Source organism: Fulvivirga maritima (genome assembly GCF_021389955.1).
Lineage (GTDB): Bacteria > Bacteroidota > Bacteroidia > Cytophagales > Cyclobacteriaceae > Fulvivirga > Fulvivirga maritima.
Genome location: NZ_CP089980.1, coordinates 1,545,916 through 1,567,287, shown reverse-complemented (window position 1 = coordinate 1,567,287; position 21,372 = coordinate 1,545,916). Strand labels below are relative to the sequence as shown.

Annotated in this window: 16 protein-coding genes and 1 tRNA gene; 9 read left to right on the top strand and 8 right to left on the bottom strand. The window is 38.6% G+C overall.

Translation table 11 applies throughout. From position 1 onward, the window contains the following. Nucleotides 1-18: 18 nt before the first annotated feature. The 6 genes from LVD15_RS06600 to LVD15_RS06575 all read left to right on the top strand — a co-directional run bounded on the left by LVD15_RS06600 (nt 19) and on the right by LVD15_RS06575 (nt 8,261). Nucleotides 19-567, top strand: coding sequence for a DUF2911 domain-containing protein (locus LVD15_RS06600; protein WP_233779513.1), 549 nt, complete (start codon nt 19-21; stop codon nt 565-567). An 850-nt stretch (nt 568-1,417) separates the two neighbouring features. Beyond that, nucleotides 1,418-1,876, top strand: coding sequence for a DinB family protein (locus LVD15_RS06595; RefSeq protein ID WP_233779512.1), 459 nt, complete (start codon nt 1,418-1,420; stop codon nt 1,874-1,876). A 59-nt stretch (nt 1,877-1,935) separates the two neighbouring features. Continuing rightward, nucleotides 1,936-2,796, top strand: a complete 861-nt coding sequence (locus LVD15_RS06590; protein ID WP_233779511.1) for a dienelactone hydrolase family protein — start codon at nt 1,936-1,938, stop codon at nt 2,794-2,796. A 228-nt stretch (nt 2,797-3,024) separates the two neighbouring features. Next, a complete protein-coding gene (locus LVD15_RS06585) occupies nt 3,025-4,197 on the top strand; it encodes a 7TM-DISM domain-containing protein (protein WP_233779510.1) in 1,173 nt (390 codons plus the stop codon). An 80-nt stretch (nt 4,198-4,277) separates the two neighbouring features. Continuing rightward, complete coding sequence (gene polA / locus LVD15_RS06580; RefSeq protein WP_233779509.1) at nt 4,278-7,079, top strand: DNA polymerase I; 2,802 nt, start codon at nt 4,278-4,280, stop codon at nt 7,077-7,079. 231 nt (nt 7,080-7,310) lie between these two features. Further along, on the top strand, nt 7,311-8,261 hold the full coding sequence (locus tag LVD15_RS06575; protein ID WP_233779508.1) for a pyridoxal-phosphate dependent enzyme: 951 nt from the start codon (nt 7,311-7,313) through the stop codon (nt 8,259-8,261). Nucleotides 8,262-8,303: 42 nt separating this feature from the next. Here LVD15_RS06575 and LVD15_RS06570 read toward each other — a convergent pair whose 3' ends face one another. Continuing rightward, on the bottom strand, nt 8,304-10,673 hold the full coding sequence (locus LVD15_RS06570) for a prolyl oligopeptidase family serine peptidase (protein ID WP_233779507.1): 2,370 nt from the start codon (nt 10,671-10,673) through the stop codon (nt 8,304-8,306). A gap of 84 nt (nt 10,674-10,757) precedes the next feature. Beyond that, nucleotides 10,758-11,636, bottom strand: a complete 879-nt coding sequence (locus LVD15_RS06565) for a diacylglycerol/lipid kinase family protein (RefSeq protein WP_233779506.1) — start codon at nt 11,634-11,636, stop codon at nt 10,758-10,760. Nucleotides 11,637-11,808: 172 nt separating this feature from the next. On the opposite strand from LVD15_RS06565, the gene LVD15_RS06560 reads away from it, so the two are divergent. Beyond that, complete coding sequence (locus LVD15_RS06560; RefSeq protein WP_233779505.1) at nt 11,809-12,837, top strand: App1 family protein phosphatidate phosphatase; 1,029 nt, start codon at nt 11,809-11,811, stop codon at nt 12,835-12,837. 207 nt (nt 12,838-13,044) lie between these two features. After that, nucleotides 13,045-13,458 carry a hypothetical protein gene (locus tag LVD15_RS06555; protein ID WP_233779504.1) on the top strand — a complete coding sequence of 138 codons (414 nt, stop codon included), beginning with the start codon at nt 13,045-13,047 and terminating at the stop codon, nt 13,456-13,458. A gap of 90 nt (nt 13,459-13,548) precedes the next feature. Here the strand turns inward: LVD15_RS06555 and LVD15_RS06550 are convergent, their stop codons facing one another. The 4 genes from LVD15_RS06550 to LVD15_RS06535 all read right to left on the bottom strand — a co-directional run bounded on the left by LVD15_RS06550 (nt 13,549) and on the right by LVD15_RS06535 (nt 16,744). Beyond that, nucleotides 13,549-14,211 (bottom strand): DUF4476 domain-containing protein, encoded by a 663-nt coding sequence (locus LVD15_RS06550; RefSeq protein ID WP_233779503.1) that lies wholly within the window; start codon nt 14,209-14,211, stop codon nt 13,549-13,551. A gap of 300 nt (nt 14,212-14,511) precedes the next feature. Beyond that, complete coding sequence (locus LVD15_RS06545; protein ID WP_233779502.1) at nt 14,512-15,453, bottom strand: HEPN domain-containing protein; 942 nt, start codon at nt 15,451-15,453, stop codon at nt 14,512-14,514. A gap of 7 nt (nt 15,454-15,460) precedes the next feature. Further along, nucleotides 15,461-15,557, bottom strand: a tRNA-OTHER gene (locus tag LVD15_RS06540). Nucleotides 15,558-15,721: 164 nt separating this feature from the next. Next, nucleotides 15,722-16,744: an RluA family pseudouridine synthase gene (locus LVD15_RS06535; RefSeq protein ID WP_233779501.1), complete on the bottom strand. Its 1,023-nt coding sequence runs from the start codon at nt 16,742-16,744 to the stop codon at nt 15,722-15,724. Nucleotides 16,745-16,875: 131 nt separating this feature from the next. Between LVD15_RS06535 and LVD15_RS06530 the strand changes: the two genes are divergently transcribed. Next, a complete protein-coding gene (locus LVD15_RS06530; protein WP_233779500.1) occupies nt 16,876-17,358 on the top strand; it encodes a hypothetical protein in 483 nt (160 codons plus the stop codon). Between the two features lies 1 nt (nt 17,359). Here the strand turns inward: LVD15_RS06530 and LVD15_RS06525 are convergent, their stop codons facing one another. Both LVD15_RS06525 and LVD15_RS06520 read right to left on the bottom strand, forming a co-directional pair. Further along, the gene (locus LVD15_RS06525; RefSeq protein WP_233779499.1) at nt 17,360-18,826 is read right to left on the bottom strand and encodes an ATP-binding cassette domain-containing protein; all 1,467 of its coding nucleotides are present in this window, start codon (nt 18,824-18,826) and stop codon (nt 17,360-17,362) included. A 3-nt stretch (nt 18,827-18,829) separates the two neighbouring features. Further along, nucleotides 18,830-21,286 carry a zinc-dependent metalloprotease gene (locus tag LVD15_RS06520; RefSeq protein WP_233779498.1) on the bottom strand — a complete coding sequence of 819 codons (2,457 nt, stop codon included), beginning with the start codon at nt 21,284-21,286 and terminating at the stop codon, nt 18,830-18,832. Nucleotides 21,287-21,372: the final 86 nt, after the last annotated feature.

Below are 21,372 nucleotides of genomic sequence, written 5' to 3'. Positions count from 1 at the left end.
AAGGATGGGAATCAGGTAATGAAGAACCTAATTGTTTTTGTTGGTAGCATAGTGGCTATCATTGCCATATTTCTAGTTGTTTTTAGGATTTACACAAAATCTTTCAGTCCGCAAGACACTGTTACTTATGAGAGTGATAGCGTGACTATGGAAGTGAAATACAGCAGGCCATTCATAAAGGATAGAGTTATTTTTGGAGAACTGGTTCCCTACGGTAAAGTTTGGAGAACCGGTGCTAATGAAGCCACTGTTCTAACTATAAATCAGGATTTAAAAATCAATGGAAAAGAACTAAAAGCTGGTTCTTATTCTGTTTTTACTGTGCCCGGCAAAGACTACTGGCAGGTGATGTTTAATAAGGAAACAGGTCAGTGGGGTATCGATGTATTTTCTCAATCTGCCAATAGAGATCCAGAAAAAGATGCTTTAGTGCTGCAAGTGAAGCCTATCTATACTTCTAATGTGTTTAATCAGTTTACCATAGCTTTAGAAACTATGGGAGATGAGGTAGAAATGATCATGATGTGGGAAAATACATTAATTGTAGTTCCTTTTTCAATAAAATAAAGAAGCCCGACACTCGAAACCGGGCTTCTTACCATTCTACACATATCAATCTTAACTCATCATCACATCTTTTTATTTGAAAAGGCCACTATGGGCAGTGCTTTCTTCCCCTCAGTTAAGTTCAGTGGTTACTTCCTACTACCATTGCTACCTCACACTGTAAAATACTCTTACAGCTAACTACTGAACCTTTTCTCCTCTTCTTATGCACTGCCCATGGCCAATTTCTTAACAGAATCTGCTGTGTTCAACCCTACTTTCTCAACCTCTTGATCTCCACTAATTCCATCTCCTCAAATCGTTTCGAGCCACTACTTTTCTAAATCACCACTACCTTGCTCTTTCCTCTTTAGTTTTGATCTGTACTTACTCTTTTACAGCAGACCTGTTAAAAATTTCATTTATCACTTACTATCTTCTTAGAAACATATATGATTATGAACGCCACCATTAATAGTAATGAGATCATTCTTCTTCACATTTTACTTTACACGCTCACCCATTACTATCTTAAAATTTTGGTGGCAATCAGTTCATAATCTATGGGAGTATATGTTCCATCTCCATTTTTCAATTAAATCAATTTAATACTCTATAGTCATAAGATGTGCCTAAACTTTAAATGGTTGATATTCAGAAATATGTGTGTTTGGCATACTTTAATTCTTTCCATTACAGGAAGTTTCTTCCGTTTTTCGGAAATAAGGTTTTGATGCTTATTGTTGCTATTTTGTGAGTAAGCAGCTAAGAACTATTCAGGAATGAGGTAAAATTTTTATAGCTTAGTTCGGATGATAGGTGTATGCTATGTACTATTTATGTAACTACTGTTTTACTAAGATTGAAGATTATGAAAAAGCATTTTTTAGATTTATTCCGATATAATGAATGGGCTAATAACCGCCTGCTGATCACTCTGGAAGATAGCCAGGTAAAAGATGATAAAATTATGACGCTCTTTAGTCATTTGCTTTCTGCTCAAATCATCTGGATAAATAGAATAAAGGACCTGCCCACCTCACCCTTTCCTTTATGGGAGCAGTATAAGCTCAATGAAATAAAGAGTATGAATGAGGAAAGCAACCGTAATTGGCGCGACCTTATAGAGAAGCATCCCAGAGAGACTTTCGAGGAAATGATTTTCTATAAAAATACTAAAGGCACTAAATACGAGAGCACGCTTAGAGAAATTATATCGCATGTGCTTAACCATAGCACTTACCATAGAGGTCAGGTTATGAGTAGATTACGGGAGTTGGATTTTGCCCCGCCAGTTACTGATTATATAGCCTATTGCAGGCAAAAGTGATAAACACTAGGTTAGTTTTTCTGTTAGAAGCATACTATTACCATTTAATCTAAACCAATATGAAAAAGATAGGAAAATTAGTATCGCTTCTATTACTTATTAGTTCGGGGTTATATGCTCAGAAGACGCTGGACCAAAATATTACGGTATGTCAAACTTCTGCTACTGAAAGCTTTGCGTTGTTTGCTTCTAATGAAGATTTTAAAAAGGAGCATATGAATCCCATACCTTTCAAATACAAAGAGCAGGCAGGAGAAATGATTACTTTTGAAACGCCTGATGGTAAAAAGGCCAGGGCTTATCTGGTAAAAGCCAATACGGATATCGACAACTACATTTTCATTTTTCACGAATGGTGGGGGCTTAATGATTACATAAAAAAGGAAGCCGATAAATACTGGCATGGGTTTAATAAAAACATTAATGTGTTAGCCATTGACCTGTATGATGGTAAGGTAGCTACTACCAGAGAAGAAGCTTCTAAACTAGTGGGTTCGGTTTCAACAGATAGAGCTGAGGCCATTATAGAAGGAGCAGTATCCTATACGGGAATAAGTTCTGAAATTGCTACTTTGGGTTGGTGCTTTGGTGGAGGCTGGGCACTGCAGGCCGCTATGATAGCCGGAGAGCAGACTCAGGGAGCCGTGATGTATTATGGAATGCCCGAAAAGGATGAAAGTAAGATCGAGACAATAGAATTTCCGGTTTTAGGAATTTTCGCTAAGCAAGATGGGCACATTACTCCTGAGATAGTAAATACCTTTGAGGAGGACATGAAAAGTGCTTCTAAATCTATAGAAATTCATTTTTATGATGCCGTGCATGCTTTTGCTAACCCCAGTAATCCTGATTATGATAAAAAGGCGGCTGAAGATGCATATCATAAATCAATAGGGTTTTTAAAACGGGTGCTCGATTAATCTATTTCTATACCCACTGTCAATGTCATGTACCTTTTCTGATTATTATTAGTAGGAAGTAAGGTACATTCCGTTTACTTTGCAAGATGGTGGGTTAGTAACATTGTCTATTAATGTCTATAGTTAAAGCTTTTTGGCAGATAATATTTGTCATTTTTTCGTCTACTTTCTGTTTTTTTTTCACTTTATGCCCAAGATCTGTCTCAAATAAATAAAGGCCGACTTGACTTGTCACAGAAAGATATCAGTGAATTAGGAACCCTTGACCTCTCTGGTGAATGGGAATTTTATTATAATCAACTTCTCTATTCAGAAGATTTTATAGAGGGCGTAGATACTGCATATGCAGAAGTACCAGCCATTTGGAATGATATGCGCTATAAGGGTATCATGTTAAATGGGCAGGGAGTTGCCACTTATCGTCTTGTTATTAATAAGAAGCCTGCAGATAATTTGTTAGCTGTATATGTGCCGAATGTGTATACAGCCCATCGTTTGTATGTTAATGGGCAGTTGATAGCACAGAATGGTAATGTAGGAAAATCAAAAGATGAGGTAAAGCCAGAGTGGCGACCTATCTACAAAACCTTCATTTGTGAAGGAGACCAGCTGGAGATCATTTGGCAGGTGGCCAATTTTCATCATCATAGAGGCGGTATTCATAAGCCACTAAAATTAGGAGTGCCGGAGCAATTGGCTCATAGTCAGCAGAATCTGGTCGCCGCCAATATACTTTCTGTTGGGGGCTTATTAGTATTAGGTTGTTTCTTTATAGTATTCTTCTTTATAAGGAAAAGGCAGTTGGCTACATTGTACTTTGGCATTTTCTGTTTGCTTTGGGCCGTGAGAGCACTATTTTCAAACCTTTATCTGATACCAGAGATAGTGAGCTTACCCTGGAATCTTTCTATAAGAATAGAATATTTATCTCTTTATGCCAGTGCTTTGGTGGGCGTGCTTTTCATTACCAAATCTTTTCAGAATATGGTAAAGGGTCTTATTAAATGGATCATCATTACTATTAATTATATTTTTATAGCCATCACCTTAATTCTTCCTCCTGTTTTCTTTACTTCACTTTTGCCAGCATATCAATTCTTTTTAATGATTAACCTAATTTACATCATGGTGATCATCGTTCAGGCATTATTGAATAAGCAGAAAGAGGCTTGGTTCAGCGCAGCAGGTATTTTAGTGGGGATATTATCTTTTGCTTATGAGCTCACGGCTTATATTTTTATGTTTAAGGTCAATGTTGTAGTGGTTAACTTAGGTTATCTGGCTATATTTTTTCTCAATTCATTAGTTATAGCCTATCATTTTGTAATTGCTTATCAGAAAATAAATCATTTGGAGCGGGAAAAAGAAGATTCTTTTAGCCGATTAAGAGGCATCTTTTAACGGGTTTCTGCAGGGCATTATCAGATGAATTATAATTTAAATTTGCCATCTGTTAGGTCAATTAGCTACCTTTATGCCTTATGAGTAAACCCGAGAAAAAACTTTTCCTGTTAGATGCTTACGCATTAATATATAGAGCCCATTTTGCCTTTAGTAAAAGCCCTAGAATTAGTTCTAAAGGGATTAACACCGGCGTAATGTTTGGTTTTACCAATACCCTTTTGGAAGTCTTGCATAAACAAAAGCCCACTCACATAGCAGTAGCTTTTGATACTTCAGCTCCTACCTTTCGGCATGAGCGATATGTGGAGTATAAAGCGCACCGTGAGGAGACTCCCGAAGATATTAAGACGGGTATTCCGATAGTGAAAGATATTGTAAGGGCATTTAACATACCTGTGATAGAGCTAGATGGCTATGAGGCTGATGACATTATAGGTACTTTATCTAAAAAGGCCGCTGAAAATAATTTTGAGGTGTTTATGATGACTCCCGATAAAGATTATGGTCAGCTGGTGCAGGAGCATGTATACTTATATAAGCCTGCCTACATGGGTAATGCGGTAGATATTTTAGGCGTAGAAGAGGTCTGCAAAAAGTGGGACATAGAATCTGTAGATCAGGTGGCGGATATGCTGGGTTTACAGGGAGATGCTTCAGATAATATTCCTGGTATACCGGGAATCGGCCCGAAAACCGCTGCTAAGCTTATAAAAACTTATGGCTCAGTAGAGAATCTGGTAGAGCATGCAGATGATCTTAAAGGTAAGCAGAAAGAGAATGTACAGAATTTCGGAGCTCAGGGAATACTCTCTAAAGAACTGGCTACTATCAATACTGAAGTGCCGGTAGAGTTTAATGAAGAAGACCTATTATACACTGGTCCTGATAAAGAGAAGCTACAACCTATTTTTGATGAGTTGGAATTTAGAACCTTACTTAAAAGAGTTTTTGGTGAGGAGGCTTCTTCCGCTAGCGCTTCAAGTGCATCGTCATCAGGGCAACTTTCTATGTTTAGTGCCGAGAGTAAACAGGCTATAGAGGTAGAAGAAGAAGTAGTAACGGAGAAGAGCACAATAAAAACGGTGGCTCATGAATACCATCTGATCACTACCCCGGAGAAAAGGAAGGAGCTTGCTACTTATCTTAAAAAGCAAAAGGAATTTTGTTTCGATACCGAGACTACTAATATTGATGCCGTAGAGGCAGAAGTAGTAGGTATTGCTTTTTCATATGTAAAAGGGGAAGCGTTTTATGTAAGCGTGCCTTTAGATAGAGAGCAGGCCAAAGAGGTGCTAAATGACTTCAAAGAGGTTTTAGAAGATACTGATATTGTTAAAATAGGCCAGAATTTGAAATATGATATTCTGGTTTTGAAGAAATATGATATTCATGTGCAAGGGCAGCTTTTCGATACTATGCTAGCTCATTATGTGCTGGAGCCCGAAACCAAGCATAGCATGGATATGATCGCAGAGCAATACCTAAATTATATACCTGTTCCTATTTCTGACCTGCTGGGGCCGAAAGGCAAGAAGCAGTTAAATATGAAAGACCTTGCGCCTGAGGAGGTAGTGGAGTATGCTGGAGAAGATGCTGATATTACTTTACAGCTAAAAGAAGTGCTGGATAAGGAAATCAAAAAGGAAGAGAAATTAGCAGAGCTTCTTGATGAAGTGGAATACCCGCTGGTGCCCGTACTTGCTGATATGGAGTTTGAGGGAGTGCGAATAGACAAAGATGCGCTGGTTGATATGTCTAAGGAGTTGCAGGAGGCTAGCTTAAAAGTGCAGCAAGAGATCTATGAATTGGCAGGACAGGAATTTAATATTGCTTCTCCTAAGCAACTTGGGGAGGTGCTTTTTGATAAGCTTAAACTGGTAGATAAGCCTAAAAAGACTAAATCAGGTCAGTATGCTACTGGAGAAGAAATATTGAGCCGATTAGCTTCTGAGCATGAGATATGCAGCAAAATTCTTGATTTTAGAGAATACCAAAAGCTGAAGTCTACTTATGTAGATGCTTTGCCTAAGCTAATTAGTGGTGATGGTCGGGTTCATACCGATTATGGTCAGGCAGTGGCAGCTACAGGAAGACTTAGCTCTAATAATCCTAATCTTCAAAACATTCCTATCAGAACTGAGAAGGGAAGAGAAATAAGAAAGGCCTTTGTTCCCAGAGATGATAATCATGTGCTGCTGGCTGCCGATTATAGCCAGATAGAATTGAGAATAGCGGCCTCTTTTGCGAATGATAAGGACATGATAGCTGCTTTTAAAGAAGGCAGAGACATTCATGCTACTACCGCGGCTAAAGTATTTAATGTGCCGGTAGAGGAAGTAGATTCGAATATGAGAAGAAAGGCCAAAGAGGTGAATTTTGGTATTATATATGGAATTTCAGCTTTTGGCTTATCGCAAAACCTAAACATACCTCGATCTGAAGCTAGTGAGATCATTCAATCATATTTTAAGGAATTTCCTTCAATAAGGGATTATATGGATGCTTGTATTGAAAAGGCTCGTGAAAAGGAATATGTGGAGACCATAAGAGGCAGAAGAAGGTATCTGAGAGATATTAACTCTAAAAATGCTACCATGCGTGGCTATGCTGAGCGAAATGCTATTAACGCTCCTATTCAGGGTAGTGCGGCAGATATTATTAAAATAGCTATGGTAAAAATTCATCAATGGCTACGCGATGAAGGCCTGAAAACCAAAATGATTATGCAGGTGCATGATGAATTGGTGTTTGATGTGCCTAAAGATGAACTGGAAATAGTGCAGCCTAAGGTGATAGAGCTAATGACTTCAGCCGTGAAGCTTGAAGTGCCTATGGATGTAGAAGCTGGCGTAGGTGACAATTGGCTTAAAGCCCATTAATTCTTTTACCGGTAAATTTCTACGGTTCACTCCATAAATTGGGTGGTTGAGGAGGTTTCGCTTTTTTCGTTTTGTTTAGGATGTGATCTTTGTAGCATATCTGATGGAAACCATGAAAAAAGCAAACCAAACCGGCCTTCTCATTTTTGGAATTCTGATAGCTCTGGTCATAGTGGTGTTATTCATTTAGCAAATCATAACTGATTAAATGAATATCCCCTATTTTTGAGTATGAACACCAAACCGACCGCTCAAGAAATTGAAATGGCACACGATCGTGTGGCTCCTTACATTCATTACACTCCGGTTTATTCATCGGAAAGCATTAATAAAATAGCAGGAACACAAATTTTCTTTAAGTGTGAAAACTTTCAGAAAGTAGGTGCTTTTAAAGCACGTGGAGGCATGAATGCTGTGTTGTCTTTATCAGATGAAGAGAAAAGTAAAGGAGTGGCAACTCACAGCTCCGGGAATCATGCTCAGGCTGTAGCCTTAGCCGCTCAGTTGCAAGGCATACCTGCTCATATTGTTATGCCTTCTAATTCTGCTAAAGTGAAGATGGATGCCGTGAGAGGCTATGGTGCTAACCTCATAGAATGTGAGCCCACCCTTCAGGCTAGGGAGGACACTTTGCAGCAGGTAATTAATGAGACTGGTGCTACTATGATCCATCCGTATAACGATTATCATATTATTCAGGGACAAGCTACAGCGGCCAAAGAGTTAATAGAATCAGTAAATGAGCCTTTAGATTATATTCTAGCTCCTGTGGGTGGTGGAGGTCTTTTGAGCGGCACCTCGCTCAGTGCGCATTATTGGTCAAATAGCACCAAAGTGATTGGTTGTGAGCCCGAGGGTGCTGATGATGCTTTTAGGTCTTTTCAAACCAAAACATTGGTGCCTATGGTGAAACCTGATACTATTGCTGATGGTCTCAGAACTTCATTAGGAGAAAAGCCTTTTGATATAATTAAAGAACATGTGTCCGCTATTTTATTGGCCAATGATAATGAAATAGCAGCAGCCATGAAAATGGTTTGGGAGCGGATGAAAATAATTATAGAACCTAGTGCAGCTGTTCCTTTGGCTGTATTGTTTAGAAATAAAAGTCTATTTGAAGGGAAGAAGGTAGGGATAATTATTAGTGGAGGTAATGTGGACTTAGCCTCACTGCCATTTTAGAAATAATAAGGCGGACATTCATTCAAATGTCCGCCCTTGATATTATTCTTCTTTTTTCAGTGTTTCTTCGAAGAGTTCATAAATTCTTCTGTATTCATCAGCCCAGCTGCTTGCTTCTACAAAGCCGTGTCTCTCCATAGGGAAAACGGCCAAATCCCAGTCTTTTTTGCCTAATTCAATGAGCCTTTGTGATAGTCTTACCACATCCTGAAACTGTACGTTATCATCTACCATACCATGAAGCATTACCAGCTTCCCTTTTAGGCCTTCGGCAAAGTAAATAGGAGAGCTTTTAGCATAAGCAATGCTGTCCTGGGCAGGCGTATTTAAAATATTGGCAGTATATCCATGATTATAGTGTGCCCAATCAGTAACCGAACGCAGTGCCGCGCCACTTTGGAAGGTGTCAGGAGCGGTAAACATAGCCATAAGAGTAATGAAGCCGCCATAAGACCCTCCATAGACGCCTATTCTGTCTTTATCAATTCCTTGTTCTTTTACTAAATAAGTAGCTCCATCTACCTGGTCGGAAAGATCTTTGCCTCCCATCCATCGGTATATGCCTGTGCGCCAGTCTCTGCCATAACCATCGCTGCCACGGTAATCAATATCTAAAACGGTATAGCCCATATCTGTGAGGTAGTTATGAAACATAAATTCACGATAATAAGAACTCCACCATTTGTGTACATTTTGTAGATAGCCGGCGCCATGAACAAATATTACTGCTGCACCATTTGGCTTTTCTGGCTTATAAATTCTGGCGGGTACTTTTGCGCCATCTTCCGCTTCAAAGCGAATGATTTCAGGATCTTTCCAGGAATAGGCATCGAACGCTTCTGTTGTAGAGTTCGTAAGTTGTTTCATAGCCGCCCCTTCACTGTTTTTCATGAGGTACAGCTCCGTAGGTTTATTGCTGTAAGAGTATAATACTGCCAGCTGTTTTTCATCAGGTGAGATAGTAACATCATTTCGGCCTTCCAAAGAGGTGATCTGCATCATTTTACCTCCGGTTACAGGCATTTTGTAGAAGTGGTTCACATGAGGAGATACCTTGTTGCTTTGTAGGTAAAAGTGTTTTTTGTCATTAGAAAGTTTAGCCTCTCTTATCTCAAAATCACCTTTAGTGAGTGCTTTCTTCTTTTTGCTTTTAATGTTATAGGTATACAAATGTGAATATCCGGTTTCTTCAGATTGAAACCATATGGTTTCGTTATCAGCCAGCCAACCCAGATTGCCAGGGAAGAAATTCCAGGAGCTGATGCCGGGGCCTCCAATCCAGGCATCATCATGTTGATGATCTACTAGTGTAAGCTTACCGCTAGCCAGATCTAGCAGCATAATCCAACGATCTTTGTTATCCTGAGAGCGGATATCAACAAAGGCATTACCATTTTTAGAAAAGAATGGGCCATGAAAAATTACCTCTCTCGGTGTTTCATATTTAGGATCGAAATCTCCATCAGCATAATCTTCTAAGAAGGCTGGTTTGTCATAAATACCTTCTATTTGCTTAGTGTCCAAGGTATAAGTAGTGTCATTTTTAATGTCATAGATGCCCATTTCATAGGTGTCCTCTTCTATGCCTACTTTTGATCTCGCCGGGCTTTGAGTAGTGTAGCCAGACTCTGTTACAAAATGGGTTACTTCAGTATTCTTTTGCTTCGCCTCTTTTCTTAATCTATAGGTGATGTAGGCCAAATCAGGGCTCACTTTTTGGCCAAAAACATCTTTATCACCCACGTAAATTTCTAAAGGCCTTTCTGGCTTTAAGTTTTCTCTTTGCTCCTTGCTCAGTTCACTTTCTTCCTTTCTTTTGTTGAGCACTTCAAACAGAGCCAGCTGGTCATTTTTTAGCCATCCCTGTTGTGGTGATTCCTTAGATTCCTTTCTCTCAGAGCCTGATTTAAAATTACTGAGCTGACGAGTGGTGCCATCAGCAATAGACCAGGCAAATAAATTTTTACCTACAGAATAGATGATCTGCTTTTGGTCACCAGAAAATTCGGGGCCACTTTCGCTTTCTAGTGTATTGGTAATCTGTTTTGCTTTGCCTGTTTTAGTGTTGTACAGAAATAAATCTCCGTCTTTATTATAAACCATCAGGCTGCGATCATCATTGTAAGTATCAATATATACTCTGGCTTTTTGCTCTTCATCAGTCATTTTGCTGATTTTTCCTGTGGCTATTTCTACCTTATACATGCTTCTAATCAGCTCATGGTCGGGGTTCCAGGAGAAATAAATGTATTTGCTATCTGGGCTCCATTGCACTCTTTCGGGCAGATAACCTACAAAATCTTCTCCCTTCATTATTTCAGGGATAGACAATGTGGAGGAGTACTGCGCCTTGGCGGCAAAAGAAATAGCAGTAAACAGAGAATTCTTATCATAGTAATGAGTTTTAGTCATTTAAAAATAAGCAATTCATCTTTACTAAAAACAGGCTTTGTTTGAGTGGAGGTATGCTTGGTTATTTGGTAGTTAGTGCTGAGGTTAGCCTCTTATCACGTGCAGCTGTGCAGGTTCTATCTGCACATAAACTTCTGTGTATTCGCCCAAATCTTCACCATCTATCTGAAGAGTATCTGCTTTTTTAGTATACAGGCGCAGTTCTTCCGCTGTTAGAATGGAGACATAGCGCGATCTTTTCATATTCCCGGTAAAAAAATGATATGCCAGGCTGAACATAGCATACCACGGAGATGGTTTGAAAATGCAGATTTCAAATTTACCGTCATCCAATTGGCCTTCGGGGTTTACTACGGCGCCAGTGCCATATTTAGTAGCATTAGCAAAAACCACCATTTCTGCCCTTTGATTAAATTTAGTATAACCTAAATCGAACTGATATTTTCTGGCTTTCTTTTTAAATAGCGTAGTGAAAAAATGTCTTGCATAAGCCATTTTACCTCGCGAGCCACTGGCTTCAAATCTTTTTATTAAAGTGGCGTTAAAACCAATGTCACTCAAATGAAGTGAAATATGTTCCTTGTTTATTCGCAAGATGTCCATATGAATGGTTTTGCCAGCAAGAATGATCTCCAGCGAATCTTCCACATCTTCAGGTATGTTTAACTCAGTGGCCAAGCCATTGGCAGAGCCCAGGGGCATAATGCCCAGTTTGATATTGTCATAACCTAAAAGCACATTGGCTACCAGGTTAATAGTGCCGTCACCGCCACAGGCCACCACAGTATCAGGAGAGATTTCTTTAATACGATCTGATATTCTTTCTTGATCATTTTTACCTTTGGTTTCAATAATGGAATATTCGGCTTGCTGCTTTTTGCAACAGCTCTCTATCTGCTTCTGCAAGTCAGACTTATCAATTCCTCCTGAAATAGGGTTTATTACAAACAATAAGTGGCTCATACGTCCTCAAATAACATTAAGGGATTATAAATGGTTATGAAGAAAACAGATATCTATCAAAAAGTTAATTAGAAAACCGGTTAAAAAGCTGTCATTAAGGCTAAAAAAATGGCTAGGCGTACTTACCCCACCTACCATAATTCCTTATCGGGGTTATGGCTCAAGAAAGAAGGTGTACCTGCGGGGCCATGTGCTGGATGATAGGGTGCTTTATGAATCAAATGAAGGCGATAGGCGGAGGAAGAATTTTAGAGCCATGATAAGCCGCTATCTCAGTGAAGCCATTCCTGATGTAAGAGTGCAGGTAAGACTGTTTGGCTATGAAAAAGAAGTAGTGACCAATGAAAATGGCCTTTTTGAAGCGGTATTTGAGTTTGAAGAGGAGCTGCCACAACAGGGCTGGCATAAGGCCTGTTTCAAGGTGTTAGATAAGATTGTAGATGATCAGAAAGAGATAGAAACCGAGACAGAGGTATATTTGGAAGAGGCTAATTCTTGCTATGGAATAATCTCTGATGTAGATGATACTATCCTTATTTCTCACGCTACCCAAACCTTGCGAAAGCTGAGGCTTATCCTTACTAAAAATTCTAAAACCAGATTACCGTTTACCGGTGTGGCCGCTTTTTATGATGCGCTGCGACGAGGCACCAAGAGCGATGCTTCTAATCCCATATTTTATGTCAGTAGCAGTGAGTGGAATCTTTATGATTTTCTTGAAAACTTCTGTGAGGTGCGGAATATTCCCAAAGGCCCTTTTTTATTACAAGAATTGAAAACCAGCCTCTGGGAGCTGATGAGCTCTGGAGGAGGCACTCATAATCATAAACTGATAAAAATAAGACACCTGTTTGATCTGTATGATGATTTATCATTTATCCTTATTGGTGATAGCGGCCAGAAAGATTCTGAGCTCTATGCACAGATAACACAGGAATTTCCAGATAGAGTTAAAGCTATTTACATTAGAGATGTTTCTAAAAAGCGCAAGGAGAAAAAAGTGCTAAAGCAGGCTGAAGGTATAAAAGCCTTAAATGTAGATATGCTTCTAGTCTCTGATACAGCTGTAGCAGCTCAGCATGCTTATAGCAAAGGCTTTATTAATGAAGAGGAACTGCAGCAGGTTATAAGGGAAACCCGTGAGCAGAAAGAGCGCTCAGAAAGCCTTGTGGGTCAAATGGTGGAGAGCAACGCAGAGTAGTTTTATTAAAGTAACCGCTCTTTTTCTTTCAATTTATACTATTTCCTAACGTTTACTATTTTGGATTGCCTTCCAGAATTGGGAATGTCTTTTGCGTTTTGGAACATTTTTTCAAATGGTTATTATCTTAATTAACTGTAAATCAATCAATTAATATTTAGGCACAACCCATGTAATAACATTTTCACAACTTAAAAAATGCTAATAATGAGGAAATTGTTACTTGCCATATTTGCCCTTAGCAGCGCGGTGAATATGTATGCTACTGGAAGAGAAGGAGAAGAGGCGTGTGGAGAGCCAGAAACATTAACTATTTCTGGAGTGGTTTTCGTAGATGAAAATGACAATTGTGTTTATGATGTTGGAGAGAAGATACTTCCTGGAATGGCGCTGCTCATAGGAGGTGAAAAAGTCTATACAGATAACAACGGTAGCTATAAGTTTGATGTTGGGGTGGCTGATTATGAAATAATGCTGGCTACCACCGGAGATTGGACTCCCGGCTGTGAAGAATCTATTGAGGTGAAAGCTTCTCAGCTTTTGAATAATTATAGAAATTATAATTTTTCGGTGAGTTCAGTTTATGCTCCAAAAGACTTGAATATGACTTTAGGAAGATAATACCCTTTTAATCATGAGGGAATGGTGATCAATTTTTGAGTGTAAAAAAAGTCCTTCGGAGAAATCTGAAGGGCTTTTTTTCAACATTAACTAACCGTAAATAAATCTATCGAGTTCTATTATACTGGTTCTGAATTTAAAAGCGGTGTGTATATCGGCGTAATTGTTCTGATCAAGCGTTCTTTTATATGCCCATTTGGCAAATTTTAATTTAGATTCTTCCTCTTCTAAAGAGGTTAAGATTTCACCCAGATCATAAGTGGTTATTTTTTTATCACCAATATTATTTCTTGCGGTTAATAATCTATCCTGATCATTATGCGCACGTTCCATTCGGTTCATTAAAGTATTCATACCCTCTTCACTTATCAGTGCAAAATACTTTTTATTGTACAGCTCTTCTGGTCTTCTGTAGTGATTATTATAAATACGTTTTGTAGCAGATTTTTGAATTTCAGCATTTCTGCCTGTTTTTATAATCACAAAATCACTTTTAAAACCAGGCTTTATGTCTAGTCTATCTCTTAAGGTTAAGGTATTATGATTGTTGTAGACTTTAATTTGCACGTTTAGCAGGCCCCCGCCTCCCTGAACTTTTACTATTGATTTTGGTTGGTGATTGATAACCTTATTATTAATAATCACCTGAATTTTTTCTCCTTTGTCTGTTCTAAATGTAGCTGCAGCTTTTTCAGCTAAAGCAGATCCTGCAATAAATGCAGTGAATACGATAAGTAATGCAACCTTCTTCATGTCCTTAAAAATTTAGATTTAACATCTACATGAAATCAATAAGTCGGGATCTCATGAACTAAAGAAGTTATAAAGTGATATCAGTAAATAACTTATAGTGTGAATTAATCAAGAGCCATGCCAAAAGTGATTTCCTGTATTTAATAAACTGAATATCAGTTGTTTAAATGTACTAAAAAATCCATGAATTTGGTTTTATTACAGGTGGAGAGGATTAGGGTTTTGAGTGTAGCGAAACTGGTGTGAACGGTGATTTCAGGCTCTATTGAAGTAAGAGTTGTCTTCTTATTAGTAATAGTTTTAGGGTGTTTTAAAGTTATTTAGGTTCATGAAATTTCTTGTGACATGAGTATCTATTTTTTTGCTGATTCGTTTAAAAAATTTATTTGAGTCTATTACACTTTTAAGAGTTGGAGTGAATGTTGTGCCTCCATGTCCCAATGAGTTTCTATTACTTTTTAAATTGTGGTAGATTTCATTATCTGATGGGCTAAGTTCAAAAAAGAAGAATTTTTTCAAAAAGTCAGGAATGTCATTGGCCTTCATATTTTCATTAGAATCTTTTAGAATATCTAACATTGAAGAAAACATCAGATGCTCTGGCTTTACATATCCTTTATTAATTAGTTGTTCGCTATACTTTTTGTATCTATCAATTTTTCGTGGGTCATATTTTCTATCCAATATTCTAATTTCTTTCTCAAAATCAATGTTTGATACCTTCTCAAGGTGTTTTGGAATATTTAGTTTATTGAAGTCATTAATCACCTCGTTAACAAGATCTCCTATGAAAGCTTCAAAATAAGAGAAAAGTGAGAAATATAGATAGGATGCTAACTTCTTTTGGTAAGCTTTAGAGCATTCGCGCAAATTTTTGATGTAATCGGCGCTTTGACGTTTCAAGGTGTTCCGGTACTTCTGATAGTTATCTTTTCCAATTCGAGCAATAATGGATTCTTTGAATTCCCTATTGTTGAGTGGGATATTCACTAAATCACTAAGCTTTTCCAGTTTTTCTTCAATTAAACCTTTACCTTCTAGATCAACTAGGGTTGACTGAGTTATCTCATAAATGACAGACGGCTGAAAATAATCTGGTTCTGAAAGTCTATTAATCTCACCCGATTCAAAAAGTTTAAGGTTGTGCTTAAAAGTGGGAACGCTACTCGTTATTAGAACAGCAAAGTCAAAAATTTCTTGTGTTCGATTTTTGAATGAGATATATGAGTTTGATTGTTCCAAGGCAATTGAGGGGATGCAGGACTCGAACCTACAACTCGGCAATTGACTCATGAATTAGCAATTCATATGTCAGTTGCCTAGCTTTACCTGTTAAGCTAATCCCCATGTTTGTTAAAGTTAATAAAATGTTTAATATCTGCCTAATCAGCCTAGCATAGTAATGATTGCAATTGCATGAAGGGCATAAGTTACCGAACGCCAATCTGCATTCCCACTAAAACTAACAACCAGCTTAAACTAAACCAAGGCTAACCACTTAGCCTTTCATTTAATTATACTGCACATAACTTCTCCACTTTTCTAATACTTGTGAGAAATCTTCAGGCAGCTCGCTGTTAAACTGCATAAACTCTTTAGTAATAGGGTGAACAAATCCTAAGGATTTAGCATGCAGGGCCTGTCTGGGTAATATTTTAAAACAGTTATCTACAAAGCTTTTGTACTTAGAAAAAGGAGTGCCTTTTAGAATTTTATCTCCACCGTAAGTAGCATCATTAAACAGCTCATGGCCTATGTGTTTCATGTGGGCTCTGATTTGGTGGGTACGGCCTGTTTCCAGGTTACACTGCACTAATGAAACATACCTGAGGTCTTCCAGTAGTTTATAATGGGTGATGGCATTTTTGCCTATGGTATCATCTTCATAAGCCACAGTAATCCTCCTGTCCTTCAGGCTTCTGCCCAGGTTAATATGTATAGTACCTTCATTAGGTTCAGGAGAGCCCCACACCAGCGCATAGTAGGTTCTTTCAATAGAGTGATCATAAAACTGCTTGGCCAGTCCATTCATGGCTTGTTCAGTTTTAGCGATTACAAGCAAGCCGCTGGTGTCTTTATCTATGCGGTGTACTAGTCCTGGTCGGCCCTCATTGCCCTCCATTTCTGGCAGATTTTTAAAATGGTATGCCAAAGCGTTTACCAATGTGCCTTCCCAGTTTTGGTAAGCAGGGTGCACTACCATGCCCGCTTCTTTGTTCACCACAAGCACATGCTTATCTTCATAAACTATGTTGAGAGGTATATCTTGCGGTACTACTTCGGTTTCTCTCGGAGGCTCAGGCAGAGCAATCGTTATAATGTCATCAGGCCTTACCTTGTAATTAGGTTTTATTTCCTGATCATTCACTTTTACAAATCCGTCCTTTATGGCCGACTGCAGCTTGTTTCGGGTTACATTAGGGAGCCTGTCCATCAGAAACTTGTCTATCCTTAGTAATTGCTGCTTGGGGTCAGCCACTATACGATGATGCTCGTATAACTCATCGTCTTCAATAATATCAATATCCTCCATATAATTTTTTATAACCCGTTTTATGCAAAAGTAATAATATAATGTTGATAGTAAGGAAACAGTGTCAGCTTAGTGGATAAAAAGTGAGATGCTGATTTTATTATGGTTAGATTTGCTTTAAAATAAACGTTATGAATATAGAACTAAAAGATATAAAACCAGGAGAAGGTTTAGGTACTATAAAATTTGGTATGACTCGTGACCAGGTTAAGGAAATATTAGGCGAAGCAGATGTGGTAGAGAGCTATTCTTATACTGATTCTGATCAAGATCTTACCGAATCATGGGATTATAAGGAGTTGAGTTTGTCTCTTAATTTTGATGAAGAAGATGATTGGCGTCTGATAGTAATTTCAGTAACTTCTGATTTTTACCAGCTAGAGGGTGAAACGTTAATTGGTCAAAGTGAGGAAAAGTTGAAGGAAGTATTGGCTAAAGTAGGAATGGATGACCTGGAAATGGAAGACTGGTCGTCTGCCGAAAGTCCAGATCATAAGTTAATTGAATCCAATTCTCACTCAGTTAATTTTTGGATAAATGAAGGACGATTAGATGAGATACAGTGGTCTCCTCAGTTTATTGATGACGATACCATAAAATGGCCTGAATTATAAGTTAGGCCTGTTTTCCATCTATTAGCCTGATTGTGTTAGTAACACTTTCAGGTATTTCCTCCTCATAGTGGCTAACGAAAATGAGTGTAATGTCGCTTTGTTCGCAAATGGTATCTATAATTTTTTTATGGTACATTTTCTGATTATGAGTAAAGCCTTGAAATGGTTCGTCTAAAATTAGTAGCACCGGATTGGTGATCAAAGCCCTGGCTAATAGGCATAAGCGCTGAATGTTGATAGAAACGGAATAGAATTTTTCGTTAAAATATTGATCAATATTAAAAAGGTTCATCCATTGCAGAATTTTCTCTTTTCGGTCATTGGGTAATGCCGGAATAGATACCATTCTAAGATAAAAAGCAGTGGCTATTACATGTCCACAAGTCAGGTGACGAGGGAAGTATTGAAATAATTCGGGAGATACAAACCCTATTTTTGCTTTTAAATCCCATATACTTTCACCGGATCCCTTTTTCTTGTCAAAAAGAAAGATTTCATTGGCATAAGCTTGAGGGTTGTCTCCATTAATAAGGCTTAGTAAAGTAGATTTTCCTGCTCCATTTCGGCCTGTCAGAGCCCAGCGCTCCCCTTGCTTAACAGTCCAATTAATGTGGTCTAAAATTAACTTGCTGCCATACTTTACCTTTACATCATTCATTTTTATGATGCTTTCATAAGCTGTATGGTTGTGCTGCATTAGTTTTTCCAGATCATCTTTAGGAATATTTAGCGCTTCTTCTGATTGTAAGTACCCTTCTGCTTCTCTAGTCTTTACTTTTTGTATAGGTTGGTTATTTTTAAAAATAATGGCCTTTTCTATTTCTTCCGGAATATCGAGTTCAGAGGAATTCATGATAATGGTTACTCCAGAATAAGATATGTCAGGAATGAGAGAGTTGAAAAAAGCTCTACTTTCCTTGTCGAGACCCGTCATGGGGTTGTCCAAAAGTAAGATGGCCGGGTTCTTTAATAAGGCTGCGGCCAATAGTACTTTGCGGGTTTCTCCATTAGATAGTTTTATAAGTGCTTCATCTTCCAGTGGTTTTAGGTTCAGCCTTTTTACCACTTTAGGAATAGTCCAATAGGGCTTTTTCCTAAATGACTTAATTTTAGCCAGATACTCTGATACTGTTTCAGAGTTTTCTGAATCAGATGAATTATACCTTTGCTGATAGTAGAATTTTTTTTCGGCATCCAGGCTTTTAAAATCATGACGTGCCAGTACAGAAGCAATAGGCTTTTTGATATCAGCTTTGCAGTAATTGTCAGAAAAATGGTAATAAAGCCTGCCTTTAGGAATGGATATTTTTCCAGCTACGGCATCCATAAATTCTGCTTTCCGTTTTTCGTTTTCACCTACAAGAATCGCATGTTCTCCTTCATGTATTTCAATATCAATAGGTGGTATGGAGTGAGCAATGCCGTAACCTGCTACGGCATTTTCAAATTTCAGTAGTAGTGAATTCATGGTTTAATAACTGCCTATAGGCGATCCGTCAGGTGTATCAACCACCATAGGTAACTTATATTTTTCAGGTTCGTTTTGAAATGCTTCTATTTTATGAACAGCATAAGCGAAATGTGCTTTTTGTAGTTCATCGGATTTTTTCATAATGGAGTTAAGCCAGGTTTTTAGTTCGTCTAGTTTATAATAGACGATGGCTTTGGCCTGCTCACTGCTTTCTTCATTTGCGGCTAACCCCATAAGTTGAGTGAGTAAGGCATCATTTACAGTTCTTTGGATTTCGGCTTTGTAGGTGTTATTAGATGGTTTTTGCTCCCAAGTGGCAGCTATTACCTGATCTATGACATACTCCAAGCCAGGCTGCTCGCTATTGCGTGCATGATGTTCTATCAATCTTTGTGCGCGTGAGTGGTTGAATAGTAGCCCGAAAGTCATTTGAGCAGCACTTTCGGCTGCGGTAAGAGGGTCGAAAGTGAGTGAGGTCCGAATTTCAGTTAGCTCACGGCTTCTGCGGTACCCTAAGGGACGAGGAGGAATTATTTTTAGAAGATCTTCGGTAAGCATAAGCCGTTCTGGGGTTATAGTGGAAAGTAAGGCTCCTAAAGCGAGCTTCTGTTCATTGGCATCTATAAGTTCAGTGACAGGCTGTCCATCGCCACGAAGCGCATACCTGTAGTTGAGGCCGCCTATTATTTTAGAAACGGCTTCAGTCTGGTATCGGTGTAGGAAATAGACGGGTGCTAATACTTCTTCCAGTTCTGCATAAGGAGTACCTGTTTGGATGTTGTTCTCTCCAAAATTGTTAAGTGCAATTCTTCTCACTTCCAAAATGTGGTTCAGTTCAGTTACAGGACTTTTGCCATTGTCCCAGAGGTGTGCATAAGGATGGGCTCCCCCTTTTGGTCTTGCGTCTTGATCAGATAGAAAAGTAAGACCATTTTTTAATGACTCTTGTATTATTTTATTGAGTTCGGTTTTTTCATTCTCATTAGAAGAAAAGTCTCTGTATCCGTAGTTGATGGCTACTTTATCCCAAGCGCCTATTTTATCATCATAAGCATCTGATAGGTCTATTTCTCCATTGGTTATTTTAATGAGCGGGTGTGGATAATCCATCACCGAAGCCCTATTTTCTGAACTGGAAGTATAGCTATGTGCTAAGCCAAGTGTGTGGCCTACTTCATGAGCTGCTAGCTGTCGGAGGCGAGCCAAAGCCATTTCTTCCATTTCTTTAGGTACCGAAGTGCTATTTTTATAAGGAGCTAAAAGTCCTTCTGCTATCAGGTAATCTTGCCTTACTCTTAATGAGCCCAACAGCACATGACCTTTAATGATTTCTCCGGTACGGGGGTCTACTACTGATGAACCGTAAGACCAGCCCCGCGTAGATCGGTGTACCCAGTTGATAACATTGTAGCGTACATCTAATGGGTCAGCATCAGCAGGAAGTAATTTTACCTGAAAGGCATTTTTATAACCAGCAGCTTCAAAAGCTTGATTCCACCAGCTGGCTCCTTCCATTAGTGCTGAGCGAATAGGTTCAGGAGTGCCTCGATCCATGTAATAAATAATTGGTTCTACTGGCTCACTTATCGCAGCATTAGGATCTTTCTTTTTTAACCGATGCCTGGTGATAAATCTTTTTTCCAGTGGTTCACCAATTGGTGTTGCATAATCATAGTAAGAGGTAGAAAAATAACCTGCTCGAGGATCAAATTTTCTTGGTTCATAGTCACTGTCTGGTAGCTCTACAAATGAATGGTGAACCCTTACGGTGATAGCTGATGAAGTAGGTGTTACACTTCTGATATAGCCTCCCTGAGCTTCGCCGGAAAATGTGAGTGTGGCTTCAAACTCAGAATTTTTTGGGAATGCCTTGGTTTTGGGTAAATAAAGAGCAGATCGTGATTTGTCTAGTGAATAACTTCCTTGTTTACTTCTTTTTAGAGTGCTGGTGACATGGTGTGAGTCAGAAATGAAAAAGTCAGTGGCATCTACTAATACCTTTCCTTCTTCTTCGGCTACTAGTTTAAAGCCATAAAGTACTGATTGGGCAAAAGCATCTCTTACGGCATCTCTTTCATCTTCACTTTCACTGATGGCTCGGTATTTATAATTGGGCTGAACTAATAAAATTTTCGGGCCTCTTCTTTCAAATTTCACTACCCTGTCATTACCCAGCTGGTTTCTGTCAAGGCCTATGTCATTAGATCCTACTCCTGCCGCCAGTGAGTTAACGTAAAGAAATTCTTCACCCAGCTTATCTATTTCCAGAAATATTTTATCGGATTTTTCATCATAGTAAAATGAGAAATATCCCTCGTATTTCTTCATTCCAGCGGTTTTTTGGTCGATTCCGCCTGTTGTGGAGCCTGACTCAGATGATGATCCTGAGTTAGAAGCGGCGCAGCTTAAGAATATAATGGGGAATAGAAAAAGGAGCTTATTCACTATTGTTTTCATGCGGCTTAAGTTTAAAGGTTCTTTAAAACTAGACATTGACTTTGTGGTTCACAACTCTATTCTAAGAATTGAATACAGATAATTAT

Coding starts and splice junctions, on each gene's coding strand:
- LVD15_RS06600 (WP_233779513.1), top strand. CDS start 19: ATGAAGAACCTAATTGTTTTTGTTGGTAGCATAGTGGCTATCATTGCC.
- LVD15_RS06595 (WP_233779512.1), top strand. CDS start 1,418: ATGAAAAAGCATTTTTTAGATTTATTCCGATATAATGAATGGGCTAAT.
- LVD15_RS06590 (WP_233779511.1), top strand. CDS start 1,936: ATGAAAAAGATAGGAAAATTAGTATCGCTTCTATTACTTATTAGTTCG.
- polA (WP_233779509.1), top strand. CDS start 4,278: ATGAGTAAACCCGAGAAAAAACTTTTCCTGTTAGATGCTTACGCATTA.
- LVD15_RS06575 (WP_233779508.1), top strand. CDS start 7,311: ATGAACACCAAACCGACCGCTCAAGAAATTGAAATGGCACACGATCGT.
- LVD15_RS06570 (WP_233779507.1), bottom strand. CDS start 10,673: ATGACTAAAACTCATTACTATGATAAGAATTCTCTGTTTACTGCTATT.
- LVD15_RS06565 (WP_233779506.1), bottom strand. CDS start 11,636: ATGAGCCACTTATTGTTTGTAATAAACCCTATTTCAGGAGGAATTGAT.
- LVD15_RS06555 (WP_233779504.1), top strand. CDS start 13,045: ATGAGGAAATTGTTACTTGCCATATTTGCCCTTAGCAGCGCGGTGAAT.
- LVD15_RS06550 (WP_233779503.1), bottom strand. CDS start 14,211: ATGAAGAAGGTTGCATTACTTATCGTATTCACTGCATTTATTGCAGGA.
- LVD15_RS06535 (WP_233779501.1), bottom strand. CDS start 16,744: ATGGAGGATATTGATATTATTGAAGACGATGAGTTATACGAGCATCAT.
- LVD15_RS06530 (WP_233779500.1), top strand. CDS start 16,876: ATGAATATAGAACTAAAAGATATAAAACCAGGAGAAGGTTTAGGTACT.
- LVD15_RS06525 (WP_233779499.1), bottom strand. CDS start 18,826: ATGAATTCACTACTACTGAAATTTGAAAATGCCGTAGCAGGTTACGGC.
- LVD15_RS06520 (WP_233779498.1), bottom strand. CDS start 21,286: ATGAAAACAATAGTGAATAAGCTCCTTTTTCTATTCCCCATTATATTC.